This window comes from Actinomadura sp. K4S16, from assembly GCF_008327685.1.
Lineage (GTDB): Bacteria > Actinomycetota > Actinomycetes > Streptosporangiales > Streptosporangiaceae > Spirillospora.
Map to the genome: position 1 here is coordinate 78,938 of NZ_BDDE01000014.1, position 24,901 is coordinate 103,838.

28 protein-coding genes and 1 pseudogene are annotated in these 24,901 nt (G+C 71.1%); 18 read left to right on the forward strand and 11 right to left on the reverse strand.

The window, feature by feature from the left end; all coding sequences use genetic code 11:
• Positions 1-351 precede the first annotated feature (351 nt).
• From K4S16_RS18665 to K4S16_RS18700, 8 genes and pseudogenes are all read left to right on the forward strand, one after another.
• On the forward strand, positions 352-1,611 hold the full coding sequence (locus K4S16_RS18665) for an HNH endonuclease signature motif containing protein (protein WP_149260264.1): 1,260 nt from the start codon (positions 352-354) through the stop codon (positions 1,609-1,611).
• A 297-nt stretch (positions 1,612-1,908) separates the two neighbouring features.
• The gene (locus tag K4S16_RS18670) at positions 1,909-2,112 is read left to right on the forward strand and encodes a DUF397 domain-containing protein (protein ID WP_149260722.1); all 204 of its coding nucleotides are present in this window, start codon (positions 1,909-1,911) and stop codon (positions 2,110-2,112) included.
• 104 nt (positions 2,113-2,216) lie between these two features.
• Positions 2,217-2,504: a transposase gene (locus tag K4S16_RS18675; protein WP_160160951.1), complete on the forward strand. Its 288-nt coding sequence runs from the start codon at positions 2,217-2,219 to the stop codon at positions 2,502-2,504.
• Between the two features lie 140 nt (positions 2,505-2,644).
• Positions 2,645-2,791 (forward strand): annotated as a pseudogene (locus tag K4S16_RS46940) (IS3 family transposase); the annotation flags it as partial.
• Between the two features lie 136 nt (positions 2,792-2,927).
• Entirely contained in the window at positions 2,928-3,326 is a 399-nt protein-coding gene (locus tag K4S16_RS18685; RefSeq protein ID WP_160160952.1) for a DDE-type integrase/transposase/recombinase, read from the forward strand.
• A gap of 121 nt (positions 3,327-3,447) precedes the next feature.
• Positions 3,448-3,633: a DUF397 domain-containing protein gene (locus K4S16_RS18690; protein WP_149260267.1), complete on the forward strand. Its 186-nt coding sequence runs from the start codon at positions 3,448-3,450 to the stop codon at positions 3,631-3,633.
• 263 nt (positions 3,634-3,896) lie between these two features.
• Positions 3,897-4,298: a hypothetical protein gene (locus tag K4S16_RS18695; protein ID WP_149260268.1), complete on the forward strand. Its 402-nt coding sequence runs from the start codon at positions 3,897-3,899 to the stop codon at positions 4,296-4,298.
• Positions 4,299-4,412: 114 nt separating this feature from the next.
• Complete coding sequence (locus tag K4S16_RS18700) at positions 4,413-5,009, forward strand: hypothetical protein (RefSeq protein ID WP_149260269.1); 597 nt, start codon at positions 4,413-4,415, stop codon at positions 5,007-5,009.
• Between the two features lie 72 nt (positions 5,010-5,081).
• On the opposite strand, the gene K4S16_RS18705 is transcribed toward K4S16_RS18700, so the two are convergent.
• From K4S16_RS18705 to K4S16_RS18715, 3 genes are all read right to left on the reverse strand, one after another.
• Positions 5,082-6,131, reverse strand: coding sequence for a CU044_5270 family protein (locus K4S16_RS18705; protein WP_235036909.1), 1,050 nt, complete (start codon positions 6,129-6,131; stop codon positions 5,082-5,084).
• A complete protein-coding gene (locus K4S16_RS18710; protein WP_149260270.1) occupies positions 6,124-6,723 on the reverse strand; it encodes an RNA polymerase sigma factor in 600 nt (199 codons plus the stop codon). Before K4S16_RS18710 ends, K4S16_RS18705 begins: the two co-directional genes overlap by 8 nt.
• A gap of 212 nt (positions 6,724-6,935) precedes the next feature.
• A complete protein-coding gene (locus K4S16_RS18715) occupies positions 6,936-7,715 on the reverse strand; it encodes a GNAT family N-acetyltransferase (protein WP_149260271.1) in 780 nt (259 codons plus the stop codon).
• Between the two features lie 265 nt (positions 7,716-7,980).
• Here K4S16_RS18715 and K4S16_RS18720 point away from each other — a divergent pair, with 265 nt between their 5' ends.
• Positions 7,981-8,901, forward strand: coding sequence for an endonuclease/exonuclease/phosphatase family protein (locus tag K4S16_RS18720; RefSeq protein ID WP_149260272.1), 921 nt, complete (start codon positions 7,981-7,983; stop codon positions 8,899-8,901).
• A gap of 147 nt (positions 8,902-9,048) precedes the next feature.
• Here the strand turns inward: K4S16_RS18720 and K4S16_RS18725 are convergent, their stop codons facing one another.
• Complete coding sequence (locus K4S16_RS18725) at positions 9,049-10,047, reverse strand: zinc-dependent alcohol dehydrogenase family protein (RefSeq protein WP_149260273.1); 999 nt, start codon at positions 10,045-10,047, stop codon at positions 9,049-9,051.
• 140 nt (positions 10,048-10,187) lie between these two features.
• Between K4S16_RS18725 and K4S16_RS18730 the strand changes: the two genes are divergently transcribed.
• Complete coding sequence (locus K4S16_RS18730; RefSeq protein ID WP_200841966.1) at positions 10,188-10,520, forward strand: helix-turn-helix transcriptional regulator; 333 nt, start codon at positions 10,188-10,190, stop codon at positions 10,518-10,520.
• A 52-nt stretch (positions 10,521-10,572) separates the two neighbouring features.
• On the opposite strand, the gene K4S16_RS18735 is transcribed toward K4S16_RS18730, so the two are convergent.
• Positions 10,573-11,811 carry an amidohydrolase family protein gene (locus K4S16_RS18735; protein ID WP_235036910.1) on the reverse strand — a complete coding sequence of 413 codons (1,239 nt, stop codon included), beginning with the start codon at positions 11,809-11,811 and terminating at the stop codon, positions 10,573-10,575.
• A 106-nt stretch (positions 11,812-11,917) separates the two neighbouring features.
• On the opposite strand from K4S16_RS18735, the gene K4S16_RS18740 reads away from it, so the two are divergent.
• Both K4S16_RS18740 and K4S16_RS18745 read left to right on the forward strand, forming a co-directional pair.
• A complete protein-coding gene (locus K4S16_RS18740) occupies positions 11,918-12,412 on the forward strand; it encodes a MarR family winged helix-turn-helix transcriptional regulator (RefSeq protein ID WP_149260275.1) in 495 nt (164 codons plus the stop codon).
• 597 nt (positions 12,413-13,009) lie between these two features.
• Complete coding sequence (locus tag K4S16_RS18745; protein ID WP_305790871.1) at positions 13,010-14,395, forward strand: OmpA family protein; 1,386 nt, start codon at positions 13,010-13,012, stop codon at positions 14,393-14,395.
• Here K4S16_RS18745 and K4S16_RS18750 read toward each other — a convergent pair.
• The 3 genes from K4S16_RS18750 to K4S16_RS18760 all read right to left on the reverse strand — a co-directional run bounded on the left by K4S16_RS18750 (position 14,388) and on the right by K4S16_RS18760 (position 17,113).
• Positions 14,388-15,542: an alpha/beta hydrolase gene (locus K4S16_RS18750; RefSeq protein WP_149260277.1), complete on the reverse strand. Its 1,155-nt coding sequence runs from the start codon at positions 15,540-15,542 to the stop codon at positions 14,388-14,390. The genes K4S16_RS18745 and K4S16_RS18750 overlap by 8 nt on opposite strands.
• 280 nt (positions 15,543-15,822) lie before the next feature.
• Positions 15,823-16,185 (reverse strand): VOC family protein, encoded by a 363-nt coding sequence (locus K4S16_RS18755; RefSeq protein WP_149260278.1) that lies wholly within the window; start codon positions 16,183-16,185, stop codon positions 15,823-15,825.
• A 178-nt stretch (positions 16,186-16,363) separates the two neighbouring features.
• Positions 16,364-17,113: an MBL fold metallo-hydrolase gene (locus K4S16_RS18760; protein ID WP_200841967.1), complete on the reverse strand. Its 750-nt coding sequence runs from the start codon at positions 17,111-17,113 to the stop codon at positions 16,364-16,366.
• A 125-nt stretch (positions 17,114-17,238) separates the two neighbouring features.
• Between K4S16_RS18760 and K4S16_RS18765 the strand changes: the two genes are divergently transcribed.
• Complete coding sequence (locus K4S16_RS18765; protein ID WP_149260279.1) at positions 17,239-18,435, forward strand: hypothetical protein; 1,197 nt, start codon at positions 17,239-17,241, stop codon at positions 18,433-18,435.
• 4 nt (positions 18,436-18,439) lie between these two features.
• On the opposite strand, the gene K4S16_RS18770 is transcribed toward K4S16_RS18765, so the two are convergent.
• On the reverse strand, positions 18,440-19,777 hold the full coding sequence (locus K4S16_RS18770) for an APC family permease (RefSeq protein ID WP_149260280.1): 1,338 nt from the start codon (positions 19,775-19,777) through the stop codon (positions 18,440-18,442).
• Positions 19,778-19,903: 126 nt separating this feature from the next.
• On the opposite strand from K4S16_RS18770, the gene K4S16_RS18775 reads away from it, so the two are divergent.
• The 5 genes from K4S16_RS18775 to K4S16_RS44405 all read left to right on the forward strand — a co-directional run bounded on the left by K4S16_RS18775 (position 19,904) and on the right by K4S16_RS44405 (position 23,387).
• Positions 19,904-20,803 carry an ArsR family transcriptional regulator gene (locus K4S16_RS18775; RefSeq protein WP_149260281.1) on the forward strand — a complete coding sequence of 300 codons (900 nt, stop codon included), beginning with the start codon at positions 19,904-19,906 and terminating at the stop codon, positions 20,801-20,803.
• On the forward strand, positions 20,800-21,189 hold the full coding sequence (locus tag K4S16_RS18780) for a VOC family protein (protein WP_149260282.1): 390 nt from the start codon (positions 20,800-20,802) through the stop codon (positions 21,187-21,189). The genes K4S16_RS18775 and K4S16_RS18780 overlap by 4 nt, the downstream gene beginning before the upstream one ends.
• A gap of 317 nt (positions 21,190-21,506) precedes the next feature.
• Positions 21,507-22,121 (forward strand): Crp/Fnr family transcriptional regulator, encoded by a 615-nt coding sequence (locus K4S16_RS18785; protein WP_268843261.1) that lies wholly within the window; start codon positions 21,507-21,509, stop codon positions 22,119-22,121.
• Positions 22,122-22,385: 264 nt separating this feature from the next.
• The gene (locus tag K4S16_RS18790) at positions 22,386-22,667 is read left to right on the forward strand and encodes a hypothetical protein (protein WP_149260284.1); all 282 of its coding nucleotides are present in this window, start codon (positions 22,386-22,388) and stop codon (positions 22,665-22,667) included.
• Positions 22,668-22,697: 30 nt separating this feature from the next.
• A complete protein-coding gene (locus K4S16_RS44405) occupies positions 22,698-23,387 on the forward strand; it encodes a hypothetical protein (RefSeq protein ID WP_160160954.1) in 690 nt (229 codons plus the stop codon).
• Positions 23,388-23,444: 57 nt separating this feature from the next.
• Here K4S16_RS44405 and K4S16_RS18800 read toward each other — a convergent pair whose 3' ends face one another.
• Complete coding sequence (locus K4S16_RS18800) at positions 23,445-24,497, reverse strand: hypothetical protein (RefSeq protein WP_149260285.1); 1,053 nt, start codon at positions 24,495-24,497, stop codon at positions 23,445-23,447.
• A complete protein-coding gene (locus K4S16_RS18805; protein WP_235036912.1) occupies positions 24,494-24,856 on the reverse strand; it encodes a PadR family transcriptional regulator in 363 nt (120 codons plus the stop codon). The genes K4S16_RS18800 and K4S16_RS18805 overlap by 4 nt, the downstream gene beginning before the upstream one ends.
• Positions 24,857-24,901: the final 45 nt, after the last annotated feature.

Here is a 24,901-nt window from a genome sequence, read left to right on the forward strand (position 1 = left end):
GCGCACACGGTAGGGGATTGCCAAGCTCGACGAGCCCGTCCGACCGTTCGACCACCGTGCTGGCGGAAGGCGGGATGGTGTCGATGTTCGGGTAGCGGGTGAGCCCTTGCCCATCGGGGAGAACGCCGAGGCCCACGCACATCTCGCCGTCCGCGAACGCGTCGAAATCCCGGGCCCGCCTCGTACGGCCTGCCGTTCCTCGGCGAGCTTGGCCGCCGGTAACGCGGTCTTCTCCACCGGCGCGTCCAACTTCTCGCACGCGTGCCGCACCCGAGCCGTCTAACCCGAGAGTGACAGTAATCAGTCCTCCATCGACGAGCTCGTCGATAGTCAGTTCGATATACTCTGCGCATGCGTTCGATCACGGAGAGACATCTCAGTGAGGCGTCCACCCAGGAACTGGTGGACGCCGCCGCCGCGATCGCCGCCGAACTGGCCCAACGCCCCGCACCCGAATCACCTGCGGCGTGCATGCGGCTCGCCGAGACGCTAGCGGCCGCCTCCGACGCCCACGAAAGCGCGCTGGCCGGGTTCATCGCCCGCGTCGACATAGCAGGCGAGACACGCCGCTGGGGGCTGCCGTCGACCCAGGCGTGGCTGCGGTCCCGGCTGGGCATGCGCGACTCGCGCGCCAAAGAGCGTCTCACCCTGGCCCGCCAACTCCACCGCCTCCCCACCGTGACCGCGCTGCTTGCCGCGGGCGAGTTGTCCTACGGGTACGCCTCCACGGTGGCCGACGCCGTCGTCCGCCTGGACGATGAGGACAGCGCCAGGGCCGAGACGCTGCTGCTGGACATGGTCGGGCAGGGGTTCTCTGCCGGGAAGGTCGCGGCGTTCGGGCGGCGGATCCGTGATGTGATCGCCGAACGCGACGGACACGAGACGGCCCCCGAGGATGCGCAACGCGGGTATGAGCGGTCCTGGGTCACCAGCACCCGTTCCCTGGACGGCGGCCGCTACATCAGAGGCTGGCTCAACCCTGAGGACGCCGCGATCTGGGACGGCACCCTGGGCCCCCTGGCCAAGCCGGGCGGACCCGACGATCACCGCGACCTGGCCGAACGCACCGCAGCCGCGCTGAGCAGCGTGCTGTCGGGTGGACACAGAGCCACCAAGGTCACCGTCATCTGCGATCTCGAAACCCTCACCGGCGGCCATGCTCCTGCCCGCCTCACGGATGGAACCCCCATCCCTGCGCCGCAGGCCCGCCGCATCGCTATGTCAGCCGGGGTCTCACCCCTGCTGCTGGGGAACGGCCACGCGCCGCTGTACCTGGGGCACCGGGTGCGGTTCGCCACCGCCGCCCAGCGCCAAGTCCTGGAAACGCTGTACCCCACCTGCGCGGTACAAGGGTGCGAGGTGCCCGGGACACTGTGCGAAGTCGACCACGTCAACGGATGGGCACTCGGAAACAGCCCCACCGACATCGACAAACTCGCCCTGTGCTGCGGATGGCACAACCGCTACAAACACACCCACCCCCAACAAATCCACACCACCCAAGACCCCGCCACCGGCCACTACACCTACCAACTCCTCCCACCACCCGACACACCGGCAGCCAGCCCACGAACAACCGACCCACCCGCCATCCTCAACTGGGCCGCTTAAGCCCGCGAGTCGGCGGACGCGAAGTCATGCGCGAGCAGGTCGCCCACTAATCCGGCTTTCGGAACACCCAAGCGTGATCTTGCGGATCGTCCCGAACGTCGCGGGAGCGAACGAGGGCTTGGATGGTCCGTTCAAGGCCTCAAGGTCGAGGAAGGGGAGATCGGTTTCCTTGAGGCGCCGAACGGGGGCCGACTGGAGTTGGACGCCGAGGAGGTCATGGGCCTCCGCAACAGGTTCGGCCACATCGGTGCCGCAGCGCTACCCGTGGAGATGTCCCGGGCGCTACTCAAGGACACAATGAGAACATCTGATGGCGAATCCCCCGTATGGCGCAAGAGCAGTCGGAGCACTCAGGGCACTTCCGAGCAGTGCGTGGAACTCGCCCACCTCCACCAAGTGATCGCCATCCGAGACGGCAAGGACGCTGGCCACATCACGCTCGCCTCCGATGCCTTCGCCGACATCCTCGCCCGCGCCAAGCCCGACGAACTGGCTCTCTGAACCGGTGCCGCAGCCTGCCTTACTAGCAGCCGAAATGAGCTTCCCCCGGTTCCACGGACACCCGATCTGAGTTGACCTTGATTAACTTGGGAAGGAAGTGTCGCGTGCCACCACCTCATCCGCCCGAGTTCCGGCGTCGCGCCGTCGAGCTGGCCCGGACCGGCGACAAGTCGGTCACCGCGCTGGCCAAGAGTCTGGGCATCAGCCAGTCGTGCCTGAGCAACTGGATCCGTCAGGCAGCCATCGACGAAGGCGATCTCGACGGCCTGAGCGCCGGCGAGCACAAAGAGCTGGTCGAGCTGCGCCGAAAGGCCCGGCAACTGGAGTTGGAGAACGAGATCCTCAAGCGGGCGGCGGCGTACTTCGCCCGCGAGAACATGCTCCCAAAATAAGGTACTCGCTGGTCCGTGGGCTCGCCTAGAACGAAATCCCCGTCGCGGTGGCATGCCGAGTGTCAGGAGTTTCCCGGTCCGGTTACACCGACTGGCTCGGCAGGCCCGCCTCGATTCGCGAGCAACGCAACACCGAGCTGGTGAAAATCATCAAAGAGATCCATGAAGAATCACGCCGAAGCTACGGCTCGCCGCGGGTGCACGCCGAAATGACGCTCGAACGAGGCGAACAGGTGAACCGCAAACGAGTGGAACGACTCATGCGGGAGGCCGGGATCCAGGGGGTCTACCGGCGGAAGGGCCGCCGGAACCGGGTCAACGAGCCCACCGAGGAGGACCTGGTGAAGCGGGCCTTCGACGTCCAGGCGCCCGACGTGCTGTGGGCCACCGACATCACCGAGCATCCGACCCGCGGGGGGGAAGTTGTACTGCGCGGCCGTACTGGATTGCTTCTCCCGCCGCATCATCGGCCATTCCATCGACATCCGCCAGACCACCGAACTCGTGGTCGATGCGATGGCCGCCGCAGTCGCCCGCAGAAAGCCCGCAAAAGACGCCACGATCCTGCACTCAGACCACGGCACGCAGTTCACGTCCTGGACCTTCGGGGAGCGACTCCGGGCCGCAGGTCTCCTCGGCTCGATGGGCACGGTCGGCGACTGCTACGACAACGCCATGATCGAGTCGTTCTGGGGCTCGATGCAACTCGAACTCCTCGACACCAGAAAATGGCAAACAAGAGCCGAACTCGCAGCCGCGGTGTTTGAATGGATCGAGTGCTGGTATAACCCATTCAGAAGACATTCCGCCTCGGAATGCTAAGTCCGGTGGACTACGAGGAGCGACACCGAGCCTCGATCACGACCACCTGACCCATCTCACCCGAGCTGTCCGTGCTGCGGGGGGAACCTCAAAACACGTCACTGCCATCGGCGCCGATGAAATGATCACATGGCGTAAGTCAACTCACGGCGACGAGGCCGGCGGCCAGTGCGTCGAGCTGGCCGCGCTTACTCGTGCGGTCGCCATTCGCGACAGCAAGGCTCCCGACGCAGGCCACCTCGCGCTCGCCCCCGATGCCTTCGCCGACTTCCTCGCCCACGCCAAGCAGGACTCTCTGCCACGCTGACCTGGGCACCCTTGCAGCAGCGGTATCGGCGGCAATTCGCACTGGGCAGCCGAACGCGGTGCGCCTTCAGCGGATGCGTGGAGCGTCCTGGGCGCCTTCGCTGTCCGTCGACCACGGTGACGTGGACATCGGCCCCGCCGGTCTTCCACACCAGACGCCCGCGATCAAGCCAGAGGTACTGAGCTATAGGCTGACCTCCGCAAACTTCGCCTATCAGGATCGATCGGGGTGGCAGTACCGCAATGCCGACTCACGAGTGGACCATGGCCGATGAGGGATACGGCTCCCGTCCGCGCCCGAGGCGGAAGACCTTCCTGGTCCTGGCCGCGGGTCTGTCAGGGGTCCTGGGGCTCCTCGCCGTGCTCTACCTGGTCGGTGGGCTGGACGGCAGCACCCCGTCCCTTGGCCCGAAGAACTACAGCGCCCACGTCGAATGCCAGGTGGACACGGCCGGATCGCAGGGCACGGTAACGATCAGCGGCACGATCACAGGCGACGCGACGCGCTACTCGGTCACCGTCGAGGTCATAGACGCAGCCTCTCACCAGCAGATCGGCCTCCAGACCTTCGAGGTTCGCGGCACGAACGCCTTCGAAGGGACCACCGCGGCGCAAGCTCCGATCGGACCCGCCGGCATCGAATGCAAGATCACCAAGGTCGCGTAGGACGCCATCTCACTCAGCCCGGCCACCGCACGTCCCACAGCCGGTTTCGCGGCCGAGGCACCGCCACCGATGCGGCGGGCTCTTGGGAAGATCCCGAGAGGAGGCGACGCCGGCGTGAGCGACGCACAAGATGATCTCGTGATCCGGCCGGACTTCCGGACAGGCCTGATCGTTCTGGTCGTCGTCGCGGTGGCCGGCGCGGGCATCGTCGCCGCAATCCTGATCGGCGACGCCCCGGCCGTGTTCGCCCTGGTCATGGGCGGCCTGTTCGCCGTGCTGATCCCCCTGGCGATCGGGGCCCTCCTCAGCGCTCGGATCACCCTGACGGCTCACGAGCTCGTCGTCCAAGGGCTGTTCGGCCGGAAACGCGAGCCACGCTCGCGCGTCGCGGAGGTGGTGCGCGCGAGCATCATCGCGCCTCGCGGAGGGGTCGGTGAGAGCCTGTTCGTGCTCGACGCGCAACGCGCCCTGCTCTCCAGAGTGCAGGGCAGCCTCTACTCGCGCGGGGGCCTCACCCGGTTGGCGGACGCGCTGGGCGTGCCATGCAGCGGGCCCGACCGTCCCGTCAGCGCCGACGAGTTCGCCAAGACGTACCCGGGCCTTGTGTCGTGGGTCGAGCAGCATCCCTACCGGCTCGCATTCGCGGTCGCCGGCGTCATGTGCGTCACAGGCATGGCAGTGGCGCTCGTTTCGCTCGCGACGGCGTCCTGACCGCCCGGAGCCTGCCGCCCGGCCCGAGGCGAAGCGGGGCCGGTCGCGATCACCGGCCCCTGCGCCGGGGGTTCAGGTCACCGCCGGGGGGCGGTCGGCGATGGAGACCTTCAGCTGCGCCGAGTTGGTCAGGATGCTCCCGACCGGAGCTTCGGCCTGTTCGGCGTTGGTGACGACGCTGCGCCGGCCGAGGTACTCGTAGGTCTTGTCATCGAAGATGTACTCCTCGCGGATACCCCCACCGAGCGGGTTCAGCGTGACGGCGATGCCGGTCCTGCCTGCCGCGTCCACCGCGCGGCCGACGGTGGTGACGCCGTGGATGGACGCCGCCGCCCGGAACAGCGCGGCACGCTGCGCGCGGGGCATGTAGGCCTCGGTGAGCATGCCGCCGACGTTCTGCCACGCGTCGGCGTCGGCGCGAGGGCCGGTGCCCAGGCCCATGTACAGGTGCTGGTACATCTTGGCCGGATCGGCCGGCAGGCGGCTCAGGTGGACGTAGTCGTTGCGCAGATTCTCGGCGCGGTCGTCGAAGTCGGCGGCCTTGGACATCGAGCTGCGTCCCACGGCCTGGCGGGCCTCGCCCGGGATGGGCCAACCCGGCCACGGCCTGGGCTCCAGCTGCCTTTCCCATAGGACGCCGTGTGTGGCGTCGCCGTCCACGGGCAGCCAGATCTTTCGTCTCTCCCGCCTCAGGTACCGGACCTGCCGACCGTCGGACTCACTCTCTACCGTGTCCATGGTCTGCGACTCGAAGACCAGGAACTGGCCGGGTCGGGGGTGCAGCTCCGGGGACTTGGCCGCGTGGTCGGCGGCCCGCTCGAGCACCTGCACCGACGCCACCGGCATCGTGTGGACGACCGGCGGGGTGACCGGCTCCTCGCCTGTGCCGACCGCGATGACCCCGGCAGCGGCGGCGGCGACGCCCAGCCCCGCCGCCAGACCGATCCGCAGCCGCACGGCCCGGCGAGGGCGGTCGAAAACACGCTGTCCGGTGGAACGCCCCGGGTTCGGGGCCGCGTCCCGCATGACGCTCAGCAGCCTGTGCTCCTCGGCCCGCACGTCGGTCAGGTCGAGCTCGGGGACATCCGAGCGGAACCGCTCAAGCTCGGTCATCTCATTCATGGACGGGTTCCTCACTGACGTAGATCACGGGATCGGTCGCACCGAGGTGCCTGCGCAGCCTGTGCCTGGCCCGGTTGATGCGGGACCGCACCGTCCCGACGCGAACGTTCAGCGCCTGCGCGGCCTCCGCGTAGCTGAGATCGCCCCAGGCGACCAGCAGCAGCGCGTCGCGGTGCCCTCTCGGCAGCGCGGCCAGCGCACTCGCCAGCGCCCTGCCGGAAGCCCCCGCACTGAGCCGCTCGTCACTGCGCTCCGTGAACGGCTCCATCACCGGGTCGGTGCCCATCCGCTCCAGGACGCGCAGCTGCCGGACCTCCGCCCGCACGTGCCGGCCCATCAGATTGGTGGCGATCCCGTACAACCAGGGCCGCGCGTTAGGGCGGGACAGGTCGTACCGTTCGCGCTGCCGGAACGCCGCCAGGAACGTCTCGGCCACCACGTCTTCGGCGGCGTCGGCGCCCAGCCGGCGGATCACGTACCGCTTGATGTCCGGGGCGTACCGGCGGAACACCTCGGCGAACGCCTCAGGCTCCCGGCGGGACCGCTCGATGACGGAGGCATCGTCGGCGCCCTCTTCACTCGCAGTGCTCATACACGGCCTCTCGGCTCCGGATCGGGACACCCGTTGTTGCCGAGCCGCCCGCGTCCGGTTCCCGTCCTTCATGGGGAGCCCCGCATCAGGGCGGGGGCCGCAGGATGATCAGCGCGTGGAGAGGCTCAATCCGCTGGTGAACGCACCTGGCGCGGCGAACGGCGAACCCGCTCGCACCGCACCGCACCGTCCCGGGCTACCCCGCGCCCGGGCTACCCCGCGGCCTCGGGAGCCCGCTGAAGCCTGACCTGGCGTCCGGTCTCGGTGAAGCCGAGCGAACGGTAGATCCGGATCGCCTCGGCTTCGGGATCGGCGACGATCACCAGCGTTTCGGCCCCTCTGCTCATGGCGTCCGCTCCGGCGAAGTGGACGAGTGCGGAGGCCAGGCCGCGTCGGCGGAAGGCAGGATGGGTCTCGACGTGCTGGTAGCGGGCGAGCCCTTGACCGTCGAGGAAGACGCCGAGGCCCGCGCGCATCTCGCCGTCCACGAACGCGCCGAACCAGGTGGCGTCGCCTGCCTCGCACAGCCGCCGCTCCTCGGCGAGTTTCGCCGCCAGGAACGCCTTGTTCTCCGCCGACGCCTCCGACTCGTCGCACGCGTGCCGCAGCCGCGCCGCCTGATCCCAGTCGTCCGCGGTCAGCGTCCGCAACTCGGCTCGCACCGGACGTGCGGGGCGCAGGAGTGAGGAGGCGGTGAGGACCGTGTCGGTCTCGACAGTGATTCCGAGCCGCTCCCATCCTGCGCGCGGGACCGTCTCTCCCTCGGTCCCGTCCACACCGATCGCCAGATGGGCCGCCTCAGGGAACTCCGCGGCGAACAGGCCAGGAGCATCCGGGAGCATGCGGGGGGAGACGAGCACGAAGTTGCCCCACCAGAAGTTCGGGTTGGCGGGCGTCCGGACCACCAGGTGGGACGGGTGATCGATGATGACGGAGCCGGCCAGCCGACGAAGCAGTAGATCCGTGCGATAAGCGAGAGAGCGAACTTGCACCAGGCGAGCCTAAACCGACACCAGGGCACGCGCGTCTTTGCCAGTAGGCCCGGTGGTGGACCCTCTCGTGCAGGGGCCCGACTCGGGCAAGGGGCCGGGGCCGTTGCGATAGGGGGCCATGGTGAAGCAAGCCCGGGTGGACGGTGCCGGGGCGTCGACGGCGAGGGCGGCGGGCGCCCTGTGGGCACGGCGCGGGAGGGGGCGGGCTCCGGACGGGGACACGAGCGGGAAGGCGAAGCGCGGAACGGCATGGACGAGGGGCTGGATGCTCGCCGCGCTCGCGGCAGGGACCGCCGGGCTGCTGGCGTTCCATCGGGCGGTGCCCAACTCGATCGGCCGACTGGGCAGCCTTCTGGAGACATTCCTGCCCTGGCTGGGGCTGGTGGCCGTGGTGCTGTTCGGCTTGGCGCTGCTGCGTCGTTCGGCCACCGCGCTGGTGGCCCTGCTCTTGCCGACGGCGGCGTGGGCGTACCTCTTCGGCGGACTGCTGCTGCCGGGGGCCGATCCTGGCTCTCGTGCCCTGGTCGTCGTCCAGCACAACGTCAGCGACGAGAACACTGACCCGGCGGCCACGGGCCGCGCGCTGGTCGCCGCGGCGCCCGATCTCGTCGCAGTGGAGGAACTGACGCCCTCAGCGCTGCCCGTCTATGAGAAGACCTTCGCCTCAGCCCTCCCGTACCACTCGGTCCAGGGCACCGTCGGACTCTGGTCGAAGCATCCGCTGGCCGACAGCCGGTCGCTGGACATCAAACCGGAGGGGATCACGGAGCCCTGGAACCGGGGGTTGCGGGCCACGGTGCGCACGCCGCACGGCGAGATCGCCGTGTACGTCGCACACCTCCCCTCGGTTCGCATCCGGCCGAGCGGCCTGGCCTCCTCCTGGCGCGACGAGAGCGCCACCCGGCTGGGCAAGGCCGTCGCCTCCGAGGAACTGGAAACCGTGGTCCTCCTGGGAGATCTCAACGGCACCGTCGACGATCGTGGGCTGGCTCCGCTCACCACGCGGATGAACGTGGCGGAGCGGGGCCTGGCCTTCAGCTTCCCCGCGGCCTTTCCGCTGGCCAGGATCGACCAGGTGATGGCGCGATCGGCGACCGTGACCCACGTCCGCACCCTGCCCGCCACCGGCAGTGACCACCTGCCGGTCGCCGCCCAGGTCGCACTGACGCCTTCCCCCGCGCCGTGAAGCCGAGCGGGGGTGGGCGGTTTAGGACGCAGGACGGCCCGGACGATGCGGTCGAGCGGCGTGGCGAGCGGCGTGGCGAGCGGCGTGGCGAGCGGCGTGGCGAGCGGCGTGGCGAGCGGCGTGGCGAGCGGCGTGGCGAGCGGCGGCTCAGCGGGGGACGGTGACGACGATCTTGCCGATCTGGGTGTTCGACTCCAGGTGGCGGTGTGCCTCGGCCACCTCGGACAGGGGGAAGGTGCGGTCGATGACGGGACGGAACGCGCCCGAGCGCAGGCCGGAGGTCACGAACGCGGCGGCGCGGCGGAGGCGCTCGGGGTCCTTGGCCGTCTCCAGCATCGTGTAGGTGCGCATGTTCAGCGCCGGCATGCCGAGGTCGATGCCCGGATAGGGGGTCGGCTCGCCGCTCAGCGCCCCGTAGACCAGGAGCGTCCCGCCGGGTGCGACCAGGCGGGCCAGGTCCGTCACGCCGGGGCCCGCGACCGCGTCGAGGACGAACTCGGCGCCCCGGCCGCCGGTCGCCGCGAGCACCCGTCCGGCCACGTCGTCCGACTCGGTGACGATCACCTCGGCCGCGCCCTCCTTGAGCAGCGCCTCCTTCTTGGCGGCCGTGCGGGTCAGGGCGATCGGGGTCGCCCCGACGCGGTCGGCGACATGGATGGCGGCCAGCCCGACGCTGCTGGACGCCGCGTTCAGCACGACCGTGTCGCCGGGCCGCATGCCGCCGACCTCGACAAGCGCCCCATAAGCCGTCAGGTACGGCATCCACACCGCGGCGCCTTCGACCGCGCCGAGGCCCTCGGGACGGTGCAGCACGGCCGCGGCCGGCACGATCGCCTGCTCGGCGTAGACGCCGTACTCGTTCTGCGAGAACCCAGGCACCGTGCTGACCAGGTCTCCCGGCCGGAACCCGGTGACGTCCTCGCCGACCGCCTCCACCACGCCCGCGGCCTCGGTGCCGAGCCTGGCCGGGAACGCCTTCACCGGCTCGATGTAGTGGCCGGTCCGGAACAGCACCTCGGCCCTGTTGAGGCCGATCGCCTCAACGCGGATCCGCAGCTCGCCCGGGCCGGGCTCGCCGACCTCGACGTCCTCAAGCCTCATCACCTCGGGTCCGCCGAGCTCGTGGAACATCACCGTCATGGCCATCGTGTGGGCCCTTCCTCGTAGCAGGTGGGCCTACTCAAACCCGTAAGTACGATGTTTGTCAAACTTTGATGGCTGTCGAAGTTCGATGCCTGCCAAATTCGATGCCTGCCAAATTCAATGTTCGTCGTACTATGGACTCCATGGAGGCCGACCGCATCCCGACGCACCCCGACGTCCGGACGATCCCGTTGCAGCAGGTTCTCGAAGCCCTGGTCGATCCGGTCAGGCGGAGCATCGTCACGAAGCTCTGCGAGGCGTCCACCGACATCCGCTGCGGCGCGTTCGACCTGACCGTGAGCAACTCCACGGCCACGCACCACTTCCGGATCCTGCGCGAGGCGGGGCTCATCCGGCAGTACTACGTCGGCACCTCGCGCATGAACGCCCTCCGGCGCGACGAGATGAACGAGGTCTTCCCCGGTCTGCTGGACGCCATCGTCACCGCCGACCGCATGTCCCCCCAGCCTGCCTAGCCCCCGCCGCGCGGAAAAAAGGAGGCGGTGAGGAAGTCAGGCGGCGAGGAAGTCAGGCCGCAAGACGGGTGCCTCGGCGCCAGACGGCTCGGGTGTTGAGGGTGTCGGAGATCGTGGTGGTGGGATCGCCGTCGACGAGGAGGAGGTCGGCGCGTAGGCCCTCGGCGATGCGTCCGCGGTCATCGAGGCCGAAGCGGCGGGCGGGGACAGAGGTTGCCGCGCGCAGAGCCTGGACAGGGCTGAGCCCGGCACGGACCAGGTGCTGCAACTCGTGGTGGAGGCTCGCGCCGTGTGCGAGCCCGCCCAGGAAGGGCAGCGGAACGGCGGCGTCGGTACCGGCCAGCAGGTCCACGCCCGCGTCGCTGAGGGCCCTGACGGCGGCGAGGACGTCTTCGATCTTGCCCTGGGGGTAGTGGCCGTAGCTGGAGCGCAGCGTCTTGTCCCAGTCGGCGTCCAGGCGCGAGGCGACACGGGGGTCGTCGGCGAGGTCGCCGCCGGTGATCCCCATCATGGAGGCGTTCAGGACGACGCAGGGGACGACGAAGACCCCCGCGTCCTTGACCAGGTCGATGACTTCCTCGGTGTGAGGCTGGTCCATGAACAGGTGGGCCAGACCGTCGATACCCGCCTCGACGGCCATGCGGGTGGCGTCCACGGTCAGGGTGTGGGCGATCGTGAGCATGCCGCGCCTCTTGGCCTCGGCCACGCCGGCGTCCAAGGTGGCCTGGTCGAGCATCGGCAGGCCGGGGTGCCCTTCCACGCTGCCGTCGTCGACCATGAACTTGATGTAGTCCGAGCCGCGTTCGATCAGCTGCGGGATGAACGCGACGGCTTCCTCGGGGGTCGTGGAGAAGGGCATGAGCGGAGGCCGTCCGGTCGGTTTCGCCCCTGGGGGCGGCCCGGGGCGGAAGCCCTCCGGGAACAGCTCGCTGGGGTGGCCGCCCGGCGGCGTGATGCCGAACCCGGAGGAACGCACATCGGCGACGGTGTCGTCCTCGCTGATTTGCGCTCGGTTGTCGCGCGTGTGGAGGCCCTGCATCTCCAGCTCGGTCGTCACGCCGAACCGCAGCGCCAGGGCCAGCGCCTCCCGGTTGGTGTGGACGTGGGCGTCGATCAGGCCCGGCAGGAGCGTCGCCCCGCCGCCGTCGACGATCTCGGCCCCCTCGGGAGGGTCGCCTCCGAGGCGGGTGATGCGCCCGTCCTCGACGAGCACGGTGGTCACGCCCAGCGCCTTCTCGCCATCGAAGACCTGGGCACCGGTGATAGCGGTCGGGGCTGCGGTCACGGTCACGGCTTACCTCACTCCAGAGTACGATCGCCTCAATGCATAGCACTTGCTATGCAAATGCATAGCATCATGCATATGCATGCTGACTGCAACTCGCTAGGATGGGCGCATGACCCACTCCCCTCCGGCTCCAGGAACTGACGACGGCGACCTTCTCGATCAGGTCGGGCCGGCACTGTCGCAGCTGCGGCGGCGCACCTCCGGCGGGCGGGCCGACCTCACGCGCAACCTCGTCCTGAACGTGGTCGCGAACGCGGCCGGGGAGATGACGGTCGGCGGACTCGCCGCCGAGATGGGGGTCACCCAGCCCGTCGCCAGCCGCACCGTCGCCGGCTGCATCGCCGACGGGGTCCTGCGGAGGACCGCGTCCCAGGCCGACAGCCGGCGCACCGTCCTGGAACTCACGGACGCCGGAGAAGCCGAACGCCGACGCTTCGCCTCCGAACAGCGCGAGACCTTCGAAGCCATCACCGCGCACTGGGAACCGGCCGAGCGCGTCCAGTTCGCCCGGTCTCTGGTCCGCTACAGCCAGGACGCCAACACCTGGTCCGCCCGCCAGCGCCACCGAAGCCAGAACAGCACGAGCACCGGCTCCGACGACTGACCGTCCCGCAACAGCGCAGGCCGGGACGCAACTCCGCCATCGCGCCGAAGGCCGTGCTCCTAACGCGGTCCGCCTCGCTCGCACGTTCGTCGCCCGGCTCGGACGGGCTGGACAGGACGAACTCCCCGTAAGTCCGGTCATGGACACCGACCATGCGCATGTCACGGTCTGATCAAACGGAACGGGAGGGCAACGGCATTCACTCGCCGGCAGAAGTGCCGGTAGAGCCCGCCTTAGGTCCAGGGGCCCTGTCGGCCGGTCATTGACGCTGTTAGTTTCGCTGACTGCACAGGTCATCGCCGCCCGCGCTTCACCCGACCGAGTGAGAGGCGTTTCCCTCACGCGATCACCACGTAGGCGGCCAGGAGTTCCCGATCCCGGAGGACTTCACGACCGGATCGGCTCAGAGCGATTTCTGCGTTCTGGAGAGGAAGCATGGGTCATCGCATGTCCGCGAAAGGGCGCGCCGTTCGTTATGTCGCGGTTCCGGCCGCCCTGGCTCTCGTGCTCTCGGGATGTGCTGGAGACGACAAGCCGGAATCCCGGAAACCGGCATCGCCGACGAGCAGGGAAACGTCCAGCGGGGCGGGGGCCTCGGTGCCGCTGGCGCACAAGGACGGACCCGGGCACGTCGATCTGCTGGCGCTGAGCCGGACGGCGGCCCGCACCGTCACCGCCCGATTCAAGATCGTCAACGACGGCCGGAACCCGATCGATCTGACGACCAGCCTCGGTGAGACCGGGCACGCGCTGGACCCGGGCCTGGGGGATCCCCTGGCCGCCAGCGGGATCGCGCTGGTGGACGCCCGGAACGACAAGGTCTACTACCCCGCGCAGGCGCCCGAGCAGGAGCACAAGTGCCTCTGCACCTGGCTGTTTCGCAACTCCGTGAAGGTGGGCGGGTCCATCGACGTCTATGCGACGTTCCCGGCCCCGCCCGCCGGCGTGGACCGGGTGACGATCGTGTTCCCGCTCGCCGTCCCGTTCCAGGACGTCCCCATCACCGACGACCCGGTGGCGCCGCTCCAGGGCCAGGTCGACCCGGCCAAGGTCAAGTTGGGCAAGCCCAGGGTCTTCGGGCTGCGCACTCTGACCGAAGGCACCGAGCAGTCGGTCGCCGACGATCCGAACGCCCGGTCGGTACGGCTCTCCGCCGACGTCCTGTTCGCCGTCGACAAGGCCGATCTGACGCCGCGGGCCGACCAACTCCTGCGGCAGGTGGCCCAGCAGATCGACGCGTCGAAGGGCAGCACGGTCAAGGTCGACGGCTATGCGGACTCGACCGGGAACGACGCGATCAACCAGCCGCTCTCGGAGCGGCGCGCCAAGGCCGTCGCCGACCGGCTGAAGGGCCTCGTCACCCGGCAGGGAGTGACCTACCAGTCCGCCGGGCACGGATCGCAGGATCCCGTGGCGTCCAATGACACCGAGGATGGGCGGCGCAAGAACCGCCGGGTCACGGCGACGTTCGCCCGCCCCTCGGCGCCGGCGCCTTCCGCCGCGGGCGGCAGCCCTTACCGGCGGGGTTCCTCCGCCGTGCTGGGCTCGGCGAACTTCCAGGCGGCCGAGGCCCAGGGGCTCAAGGTCGAGGTCGACAGCCTGCACCGGGACGCGTCCGGGCTGACCATCCTGGTGTGGACGCTCCGGAACACCGGCCACGGCAACCCGAACTTCGGGATGAAGCTGGAGAAGTCGGCCCTTCGCCACGGAGCGGACCCCCGGCCGCTGCGGCTCGCTTCCACCGGCGGAGTGATGCTCTTCGACCCCGCCACCCAAGCCCGTTACGAGCCCCTGACCGTCGAGCCCTTCCCCTGCGTGTGCAGCAATCTGCTCGGCGATGACGCGATACACGTCCTCGGCCCTGGCCAGAGTCTCGTCCTCTGGGACGCCTACAAGCCGCCCGCCAACGCCGCGAACCTCGAAATGCAGGTGCCGTGGGAGCAGGCCGCCGACGCCGCCGTGAAGGGCCTGACGATCAGGTAGCCGCGGCCGCCCGGTCGGGAGGATCCGAGCGGGCCCAGGTGGTGAAGGCTTCGATTCCGTTGATGACCGCTTCGAACCGGAGGGAGTGGAACAGGTCGAACGAGTGCTGAGCGCCGGGAAGCTCGGCGTACACGACCGGGTTCACCGAGACGCTGCGCAGCCGGTCGACGAAGAGCCGAGTGTCCTCGACGGGGACCAGGCTGTCGGCGGTGCCGTGGGCGACGAAGAACGGCGGCGCGTCCGGGCGGAGGTACGACACGGGCGACGAAGGCGAGTCCACTTCGCCGTCGAGGCCGCCGTGGTACCCGTACAGGGAGATCGCCCCGGAGACCGAGGTGTCGGCGGTCTCGAAGCCGGGCTGGAACGCGGGGTCGCACGGCGTCAGGGCGGCCATGGACGCCAGGTGGCCGCCGGCGGAGCTGCCCGCCACGAACAGCGTCGACGGATCGGCGCCGTACTCGTCGCCGTGCTCCCTCATCCAGGCGATGACCTTCTTGGCGTCGACCAGGTGGTCGGGGAAGTCCGCGTCCGGACGGAGCCGGTAGTTCGCGCTCACGCACACCCAGCCCTGGCCTGCCAGGCGGTAGAGCAGGGGGCGCGCCTCCTTGTCCTTGCGTCCGCCGACGAACCCTCCGCCGTGGAAGTAGACGAGCACCGGGCCGCCGTGGGGACGCGAGCGGTGCCGGTAGACGTCCAGGCGGTTCCGCTCGCCCGCGGGGCCGTAGGCGATGTCCGCCACCCGTTCGACGTCGCGCCGCCGGACGAAGAACGGCCGGAACACGATACGGGCGAGAGGGAGACCGCACGGCGGGCCGGGGACCTCGCCCAACGCCTCGACCAGCGCGTTCTCCACGGCCTTGCCCGCCAGCAGCCCGCGCCGGGCGACGATCGCGAGCCCGGCCGAGGTGAGGACGGCTGCCCCGCACACCGTCCACGCGGCGGGGGACGCGAGATCACCCTGGGCGGCCGCGAGCAGGGTCGACGCAAGGAGCCAGGCGAGGCCGACGAACGGGAGCTCGTTGATCGCCAGGCTGAGCCGGAAGCTCAGCCTGCCGAGGACCCAGGGACCGCGCAGCGGCGCCACCGCGGACCATGTGGGGATCGCCGCGACACCGACCGCGAGAACGTACCCGACAGGGGCGTTCATGACGCTGAACGAGAGGCGACCGCGCGGGCGGCGCCCCTTCCCGCGCGGGCGGACAGGATTCCGGTGACCACGGCGGCTCCTTCGTGAGGACGACGCGACCAGCGTCCCGCCGCGTCCCCACCCCCGCATCGGCCGCGCGACGGCAACACCCCCGACCCCGGTCGGCGCCCCCACCGACCTAGGTAGGAGACCTGCAAGCAGGCGTCCGCCTAACTCGATGTGGGGCCCGGCCGGGCGGGTTGGTTGCAGCGGACGGGCTCGGCGGTCGGGCGTCGGGTGGTCAGCCGCCGGCGGCGATGCAGAACGGGTGGCCTGCCGGGTCGGTGAGGACGGTCCAATCGCCTCCGCCGGGCTGGGTGTCCGGGCGGGTCGCGCCGAGGGCGAGGAGCTCCTTCACCGCGGTCTCGACGTCCGAGACGGAGAAGTCCAGGTGCGTCTGCTTGGCGGGGCCGGGCCACACGGGAGGCTGGTAGCCCTCGATCCGCTGGAGCGCGAGTTGCGGCGCGGACCCGTTGCCGAGGTAGACGACGTCGTCGTCGCCGTAGGTCACCTCCCACCCGGTGGCCTTCCGGTAGAACTCGGCCAGCGCGGTGGGGTCGGCGCAGTCGAGGATGACCGCACCGAGCTTGTTGAGGACGGACATGGGGACCCCCTGTTGTCGAACATGGCTGGAACACGACGGCCGAGTGCTTCCTCAGCACCCCGCCTGCGACCAGCCTGCTGGCACCGGCGGGCCCAGGGCTTGAAGATCTTTGCGCCCCTGGACGCCCGTCAGGCGCGGGTCCCAGGTCGGCGACGACGGCTGCGGGCGGAAAGCCCGTTCAAGCGCGGCCGAGCTCGATGACCAGGCCGTCGTGCGCCGTTTCGAAGGGGACGTCGCGGCCCAGCATGTCGTCCGACATATGGGTCAGGATCACGCGCCTGGCGGTCAGCCGGTCGCGGTGGGCCGCGAGGTCGGCCAGGCGCAGGTGGTACGGGACGGCCTTGTCGCGGTAGTAGGCCTCCGCGATGAGCAGGTCGGCGCCCGCCGAAGCCTCGATGAGCGCGTCCGTCCACGCGGTGTCGCCCGTGCAGGCGATGGCGCGTCCGGCGGCGTCCAGCCGCAGGGCCAGCGGCGGGGCGCCGCTCGGGTGGTCGACCTCCCACGCGGTGACGCCGAAGCCGGCGACGGTCGCGGTCTCCCCCGGCGCCAGTTCGACGACCTCGACGGCGAAGCGGCGGCGCGCGGTCGACGAGCCCGGGAACATCACCTCCATCGCCGCGGCCAGGCGGCGTCCGGTCCCCGGCGGTCCGGCCACGGTCAGCGCGCCGGTGCGCCCGGAGAACTGGCCGTCGAGGACGAGGAACGGCAGCCCTCCGAAGTGGTCGCCGTGCAGGTGGGTGACGAAGACGGCGGCCACCTCGCCGGGGTCGAGCCCCTGCCGTTTGAGCGCGGTCAGCGACGTGGCGCCGCAGTCCAGCAGGACGGGCGGCAGGCCCGGGGCACGGACGTGCACGCAGGCCTGGCACCGTCCGCCGCTGCCGAACGCGTCGCCGGACCCGGCGAACGTCACGGTGATCGGGTCGTCCACGTCCCCAGTGAAGCAAGCGCCCGGGAGGGACGCGAGCCCCCTCCGCCGGGGCTGGGCTTTTCCTACCGATACGTAGCTATTCGCGGGGGGAGGTGCGGAAGAGGGCGGTTCACTAGGATGCTCGGGTGCGCGAAGATCAAGAGGTCCAGGACGACGTCGTGCTGACGGCGCCGATCCGGTTGCCGGGCGGCGCGCCGGCGGCCGCGGACGAGCCCGTGGAGCGCGCCACGAGCACCGATCCCGCGCCGGTCCGGGCGTTCCGGCAGGACGTGGAGCGGCTGTCCGGGCTGGTCGCGCAGCTCGTCGAGGCCGCGGGCGCGCTCGGCGTCCGGCTGGACGGCGAGGTCGGCGAGGTGCTCGGCAGCGCGGAGAAGGCGTTCGCCGAGGCGCGGGAGGCGCGGCGGGAGGCCGCCCAGGCGGACATCCTCGCGAGCGAGGCCGAGGCCCGCGCCGAGGCGGCCCGCCAGGAGGCCGTCGAGGCGCAGGAGGAACTCCGCAAGGGGCTCGCCGCCGCCAAGGCCAGCGTCACGGCGGCGCAGGAGAGCGAGGCCAACGCGTGGAAGGAGGCCGGCGCCCACCAGCAGGCCCGTGCCACCTCCGCCAACGAGGCCGCGAGCGCCGAGGGGCTGCGCAAGCGCGCCGAGGCGGCGTGGAGCACCGAGCACCAGGCGCGCATCGATGCCGAGCGCGAGCGCGACGACCTGGCCACGCGGCTGAGCACCGACCAGGCGGCGCTGGCCACGGCCAGGAGCGAGCTGGTCGACTCGCGCGCCGAGCTGGTGGAGCTGCGCGCCAAGCTGGAGGCCGCGGCCGAGGCCGAGCGGCGGCTGCGCGCGGAGCTGAGCGTCGTGCAGGGCGAGGTCGCGGGGCTCACCGTGGAGCGCGACGCCGCGACCGCGCGGGCCGACGAGTTGGCCGCGCGGGTCGAGCGCGCCGAGAAGCTCGCCGACACGGCCGACGCCCGGATCGAAGCCGAGCGGGTGCGCGCCGACCGGGCCGAGGAGCGCGCGGACGCCGCCGAGATCCGCATCGACCGCGACGCCGCGACCGTGCGGGCGTTGCAGGACACGCTGCGCGCGGCGCTGGACCTCCCGTCCATGGAGGACCTCGACGACGGCCGCGGCGTGCAGGTCGGCGACGTCGGGGCGGTCACCGTCCAGCCCGGCGGCCTCGTCGGCGTCGACCAGGTCCCGGAGCTGATGGACGGGGAGCTGGCCGGACGGTTCGCCCGCGCGATCCTGGCCGTGCGCGTCCACCAGGCGACCCGGCGGGCCGTGGCAGAGCCGCAGAACGAGCCGGACGAGGCGTCCGCCGAGGAGTAGCCCCTTACTCGGCAGGTCGCTGGGCCGGGGCCCGGCGGCGCAGGATGAGCCACCGTCCCGCCAGGCCGACGGCGAACATGATCACTCCGGCCGCCACCGACGGCCAGGGCAGCGCGGCCACCAGGACGAGGCATCCGGCGGCGCCGAGCAGGTTGAGCGGGCGCGGCCGGCGGCGGTCGGCCGCGGGCTGGGTGAACGCGGACGCGTTGGCGATGGCGTAGTAGACCAGGACGCCGAACGAGGAGAAGCCGATCACTCCGCGCAGGTCGGCGGTGGCGACCAGCGCGCTCACCACGACCGCCACGGCGATCTCGGCGTGGTGCGGGACCTGGTAGCGGGGGTGGACGGCGGCGAGCCGCTCCGGCAGGTCGCGGTGGCGGGCCATGGCCAGGGCGGTGCGTCCGATACCGGCGATCAGCGCCAGCAGCGCGCCGAGGGCCGCCAGTGCCGCACCGATCCGCACAACGGGTGCCAGGCCGCCGGCGCCGGCGGCGTCGACGGCGGTGGCCAGCGGGGCGGTCGAGGCGGCGAGCCGGTCAGGACCGGCGGCCAGCAGCGCCGCGACCCCGACGACCAGGTAGACCGCCACGGCGATGAACAGGGCGAGGGGGATCGCGCGGGGAATGGTGCGGCGCGGGTCGCGGACCTCCTCCCCCATGGTGGCGATGCGGGCGTAGCCGGCGAAGGCGAAGAACAGCAGCCCGGCGGCCTGCAGGATGCCGTAGGCGCCGCCGCTGCCGAGGGACGACCAGCCGCCCAGCCGCCCGGTGCCGGCGTGCCCGCCCGCCGCGATCCCCGCGACCACGACCACCAGTGCGGTCAGGCTCGTGGCGACGAGCACGCGGGTGAGCAGGGCGGTCCTGGTCACCCCGCGGTAGTTGAGCGCGGCCAGGCAGACCACGGCCGCGACGGCGACCGCGCGCTGCGCCCACCAGGGCCCGGGGACCGCGTAGGACGCGAAGGTCAGCGCCATGGCCGCGCACGAGGCCGTCTTGCCGACCACGAACCCCCACCCGGCGGCGAACCCCCACCAGTGGCCCAGCCGCTCGCGGCCGTAGATGTAGGTGCCGCCGGAGGCCGGGTAGGCCGCCGCCAGTTGCGCGGAGGCGACCGCGTTGCAGTACGCGATGACCGCGGCGATCACCAGGCCGACGAGCAGCCCCGTCCCGGCGGCGCGCGCGGCCGGGCCGAACGCGGCGAACACGCCCGCCCCGATCATGGAGCCGAGCCCGATCAGCACCGCGTCCCCGGTGCCGAGGCGGCGCGCCAGGCCACCGCCGCCGGGCGACGGCGCCGCCCCGGACGGCCCCTGGGCTCCTCCGGGACGTGGTTCAGACGCCATCGCCGGGCCTCCCGCCACTATTGCATCAAACTAGTTTGATGTATCGTCCCGAGTGTGGTGTCACCGAGTCAAGCCGCCCGCGGGCGGGGCGAGCCGGATCACGGTCCGCCGGCCCCGGGGCAGGCCGTGCCGGAGTTCCTGCGCCTGGCCGCGCACCCGCTGCGCTGGGGGCTGCTGACCGCACTCGCCGGCGGCGACCTGCGGGTCCGTGAACTCATGGCGCGGGTCGACGCGCCGCAGAACCTGGTGTCCTACCACCTGCGGCTGCTGCGCGAGGGCGGCCTGGTCACCGCCGTCCGCAGCACCTTCGACGGACGCGACAGCTACTACCGCCTCGATCTGGACAGGTGCGCGCAGTCCCTCGCCAGAACCGGCGCCGCCCTCCATCCGGCCCTGAACCCCGCCGTGCTCCCCGTCCTGCATCCGGGCCTGGATCCCGCCCTGCTCCCCGGCCTGCATCCGGGCCTGCGTCCGGCATTGGATCCCGCCTTACATCCGGCCCCGGATCCGGAGCAGGGCCAGATCGGGGCACGGCCCGCGGACCCGGACGACCGGCCCCGCCACGGTGTGCTGTTCGTCTGCACGGGCAACAGCACCCGCTCACCGATCGCCGAAGCGCTACTGCGCCACCACACCGCCGGACGGGTGACCACGATCAGCGCGGGCACCCGTCCCAAGCCCGCCCTGCATCCCCGCGCGGTGGAGGTAATGCGCGAGCGGTACGGCATCGACATCGCCGGCCGGCTGCCCCGCCATCTGGACACCCTGCGCGGCCACCGGTTCGACTACGTGGTCACCCTGTGCGACAAGGCCCGGGAAGCCTGCCCCGAGTTCGGCGATCGCACGCGCCGCATCCACTGGAGCACCCCCGACCCCGCCACGGCCGCCCCGGCCGGTCCGAACGACCCGGCCGGCGCGGAGCGTCAGGCCGAGGAGGCGGCGTTCGTCCGAGCGGCCGCCGAAATCGACACGCGCGTCCGCTACCTGCTGCCCGTCCTCTTCCTAGCATCGGAGGCTCAACCATGACGGAGCCCGCCCAGTACGCCAGCGTCCGCTACCTCGTCGACGACGTCCAGGCGGCCGTCGACTTCTACACCGCCCACCTCGGGTTCACCCTCAACTTCAGCGCCGCCCCGGCCTTCGCCGACGTGGTGCGCGGACCGCTGCGGCTGCTGCTCTCCGGCCCCGCCAGCTCCGGCGCCCGCGCCACCCCGGCCGACGCCGCCGGCGCGGGCCGCAACCGCATCCACCTGGTCGTCGACGACCTGGACGCCGAGACCGCCCGCCTGCGCTCGGAAGGCGTCGAGTTCCTCGGCGACGTCGTCAGCGGCCCGGGCGGAAGCCAGATCCTGCTCACCGACCCCGCCGGCAACCTCATCGAGCTGTTCCAGCCCGCTGCCGCCGCCCGCTAGAGAGACCGCTCGCTGGGCAAGCCGCTGGACGAGCCCGCGGAAGCGGCCGCCATGGAGATCTGCGGCGCAACCGGCTCGCGGACGGCCGTCCGCCGCTTTCCAAGAACCGCTTCCCGGCGGACCCGGGCGGCTTCGGTGCGATGCGGAGAACCGGCGCCGTCGTCGCACCGTGACCCGGCGGCGACCGATCGCAACCCCCCGGCCGGGAACGGCCGCCCGACGGCCGAATGCGGCCGGAAAAGAAGGGGCGAAGATGTGTTCCTTCGGGAAAATCCTCCTACGAACGGGGAGGGATTTCCTTGGACGCATTCTGGTCGATGATTCGCGCCGAGGAGCGGCGGGAGTTGTGGCGGGCGGGCCGAGTCCGTGTTTTCCCGGATGGGGCGCCGATGTATGTCGAGGGGCGACGGTCGGAAAAGGTGATGGTCCTTTTCGAGGCGCACGTCCGGATCACTCGCAGGGCGGGGAACGGCGAGAAGTGGCTCGCCTGCCGGGGCCCCGGCGACATCGTCGGGGAGATGGCACTGGTGCTGAACACACCGCATTCGGCGAACGTCGTCACCGTGCGCGGCGGGCGGGTCCTGGAGCTGTCGTACCAGGCGTTCGACATGGCGACGCGGCGGAGCGACGCCGTGCAGCGGGCCCTGCTGCGGGTGATGGCCGAGCGGCTGCGCAGCTCCGACGAGGAGCGCAGCGCCGCCGAGCAGCACGTGCTTCCACGGGTCGCGCGGCTGCTGAGCGGGCCCGGAACGGACGAGCGGCCGGCCGCGCCGCTCCGGTTCCAGCATGAGATCGCCGACCTGCTCGGCGTCTCCCGCGCCTCGGTGGTGCGGGCGCTGTCGACGCTCAGGGCGAGCGGCGTCGTCTCGACGCGGCACGGCTCCATCACCGTCCTCGACCCGGCGGGGCTGACCCGGTTCCTGCCGGACTGATGGCGCACATGCGCCTTACTCGCAGGTACCTTTCGGCCTGCTTTTCCGCTCATTGGGCGATCGGCGCCCCCCGGCAGGTCCACTCGCCGTCCCGGCTGAGCTGGGACGACGAGGAAAAGAAGATCGTCTATTTCCTCCGGTTCCGATCCGCGCGGTCGCGTTCCCCATTCCGGCGCGTTGACCCGCGGCACTCGCTTCCCCGAAATTGGCCCGAACAGATGGCCGATGACCGCCGCCGCGGTCCCGTCACCGAGGGGATTTCCAATGAACTGGTCCGTGTGGGAGGTCTTCTCCGTCATCTCCGGCCTCATCATGGCGGTCGCGGGGGTCGTGATGCCCGACACCTCCTTCCGCGAGCGGCTGTCCATCAGCGGAGTCGGCATCGGATTCGTGGTCTACGGGTTCTACGTCGCCAACCAGACGTCCGGCACCTTCGAGTTCCCGATCGTCATCTTCTTCGTCCCGGTCGTCGCGCTCGTCTACGTGGGGATCCAGGCCTACGAGTGGTGGACGAAGAGCGACGCGGAAGAGACCACCCGCGACTGACCATCCGTCACGGCTCAGGAGGTGCTTTCCGTGCACGCGAACGAACTGGCGACGACGGCGGTCGAGGTCCTCGCCGATGAACTGCCCGGCATCGCCGACGGCGCCGCCCGCGCGCGGGGCGACGCCGCGCTCGCCGACCTGTACGACCTGGTCCGGCAGCGACTCGTCCGGGACGGGCGGCACTCCGCCTTCGCGGCCTACACCATGAACCCGCGCAACAACGCGCTCGTCCAGGACGTGCTGCGGCAGGCGGCCGAGACCGACGCCGCCTTCGCCGCGGCCCTGCTGGACGCCGTCCGGCGCGCGCACGGCTCCGCTCCGGCCCCGTCCCGGTCGAGCGGCGTCAGCACGGGCGACATCGGGAGCGTCACCGGATCGATCACCGCGGCGGGCCGCGACATCAACGACAACAGCGAGAAGAAGACGACCGTCAACACGGGCGGGGTGGTGCTGCTGGTCGCGGGAGCCGTCGCGGCGCTGTTCGTGTTCGTGTTCGTCATCAAGGCGGCCACGGCGGACGCCATCACCGCCGACTCGACCTGTGCGGAGTTCCTCGACGCGGACGCCGAGACCCAGCAGCACGCGATCATCAAGATCGCGCGGGAGAAGGGTGTCAGCGGCGCGGGCAGCCCGCTGGCGCCACTCTCGATCCGCTACGACTGCAGCAGCGCCCCGGACGCGAAGGTCGGCGACATCATCGCCCGGTCCAAGGGCTTCTGATCCGGTCCCGGGGGGGAATGGGCCCCGCGGCCTGGGGAGGTCGCGGGGCCCGAAGGGTCAGGCTTTGCCGGCGCGGCCGGGGGTCCTGTTCTTGAGCGGGAGTTCCACGAGGCGGACGCAGAGCATCGTCAGGGCGAAACCGGCCGCGCACTCCGCCAGGAGGAAGGAGAGCTCCTGGACATCGCTGAACTCTCCCTCCACACGGAGCTGGCTCACGCGGTCGAGGAGCGGCAGGCCCGCCATCGCCAGGAGCGCGCAGGCCCGGCGGCCCTGGCCGGACCTCGACAGGATGGCGCAGACGAGTACGGCGATGACCAGAGCGGCACCGAGTTGGAGGTCGCTCCAGACCCCCGAGAAGTCGTAGAGCCGGTCGTAGTTCAAGTGCAGGACGTCGAAGTCTCCTTGGAGGAGGAGGGTGAACAGCGGCTGCGACGAGACCGCGACCAGGACGCCCGCCATGACCGCGATCCCGGCGACGCGGGCGCGCCCGAGCAGGCGGGCACCGTGCCGAGGACCGGGGGACGCGACGAGCGACGCGGTGGCCAGCAGCGCGAGCGGCAGCGGGACGCCCGCCACGGAGGACGCCACGAAGGCGTATGGGGCTTCCGGGAAGTTCGCGGCCCAGACGGCCAGGACGACCTGGGCCGCGGTCACCGTACAGGCGGTGGTGGCGGCGTGGCGGCGGGCTCCGCGCCAGGCCATGACCGCGATACCTGCCCAGGCCAGCCAGAACGGCGCGGTGCCGAAGAGGACGGGGAGCAGGCCCCACAGGGTGGCGCCATCGTACATCTGCAGGCCGACCTGCATCGCCGTCTGCGGGATGTTGACGGCGAACCGCACCCCGTCGGCCAGCAGCATGATCATCGAGACGAGACCGGCGACGGCGAGCGCTCCCGGCCACGGCGACCCGTTGGCGTCGCCTGCGGCGCGGCGGAGCCGGATCCGGACCGCGCCCCGGACCAGGTCGGCGGCGTCGGCGAGGGACGGCCGTGTCTGGTCCGGCTTGGCCGCGGACAGCAGCACGTCCAGCATCTCCTCCCCGTGCTCGGCGCGGTGTCCGGCCGGGTACCAGGCGAGGAGGCGGCGGTAGCGGAGTTCGAGTGCGCTCACCGGAGCCCCCCGAAGGCCGGGGTCGTGCCGCCGCGGAGGCTCGGGAAGGCGGCCAGCCGGCGGGCGGCGATCCGCGTCCGCTGCTGGAGGGCCTCGACCTCCGCGGCGAGCGCGGCGGCGCCGTCCTCGGTGAGCCGGTAGTAGCGGCGCAGCCGGCCGTCCACGACCTCCTCCCGGTCGGGCGCGATGAGCTCCTCGGCCTGCAGCCGGTCCAGTGCCGCGTAGAGCGTGCCGGCGCGCAGCCGGGTCCGCCCGTCGGAGATCTGCTCGACGTCGGACATGATCCCGTAGCCGTGCTGCGGGCCGTCCGCGAGCGCGGTCAGGATCAGGAACGTCGGCTCCTGCATCGATTTGGGCATGCCATCGTTATATATCGATCATCTGACCATGTGCAAGCGCACCGC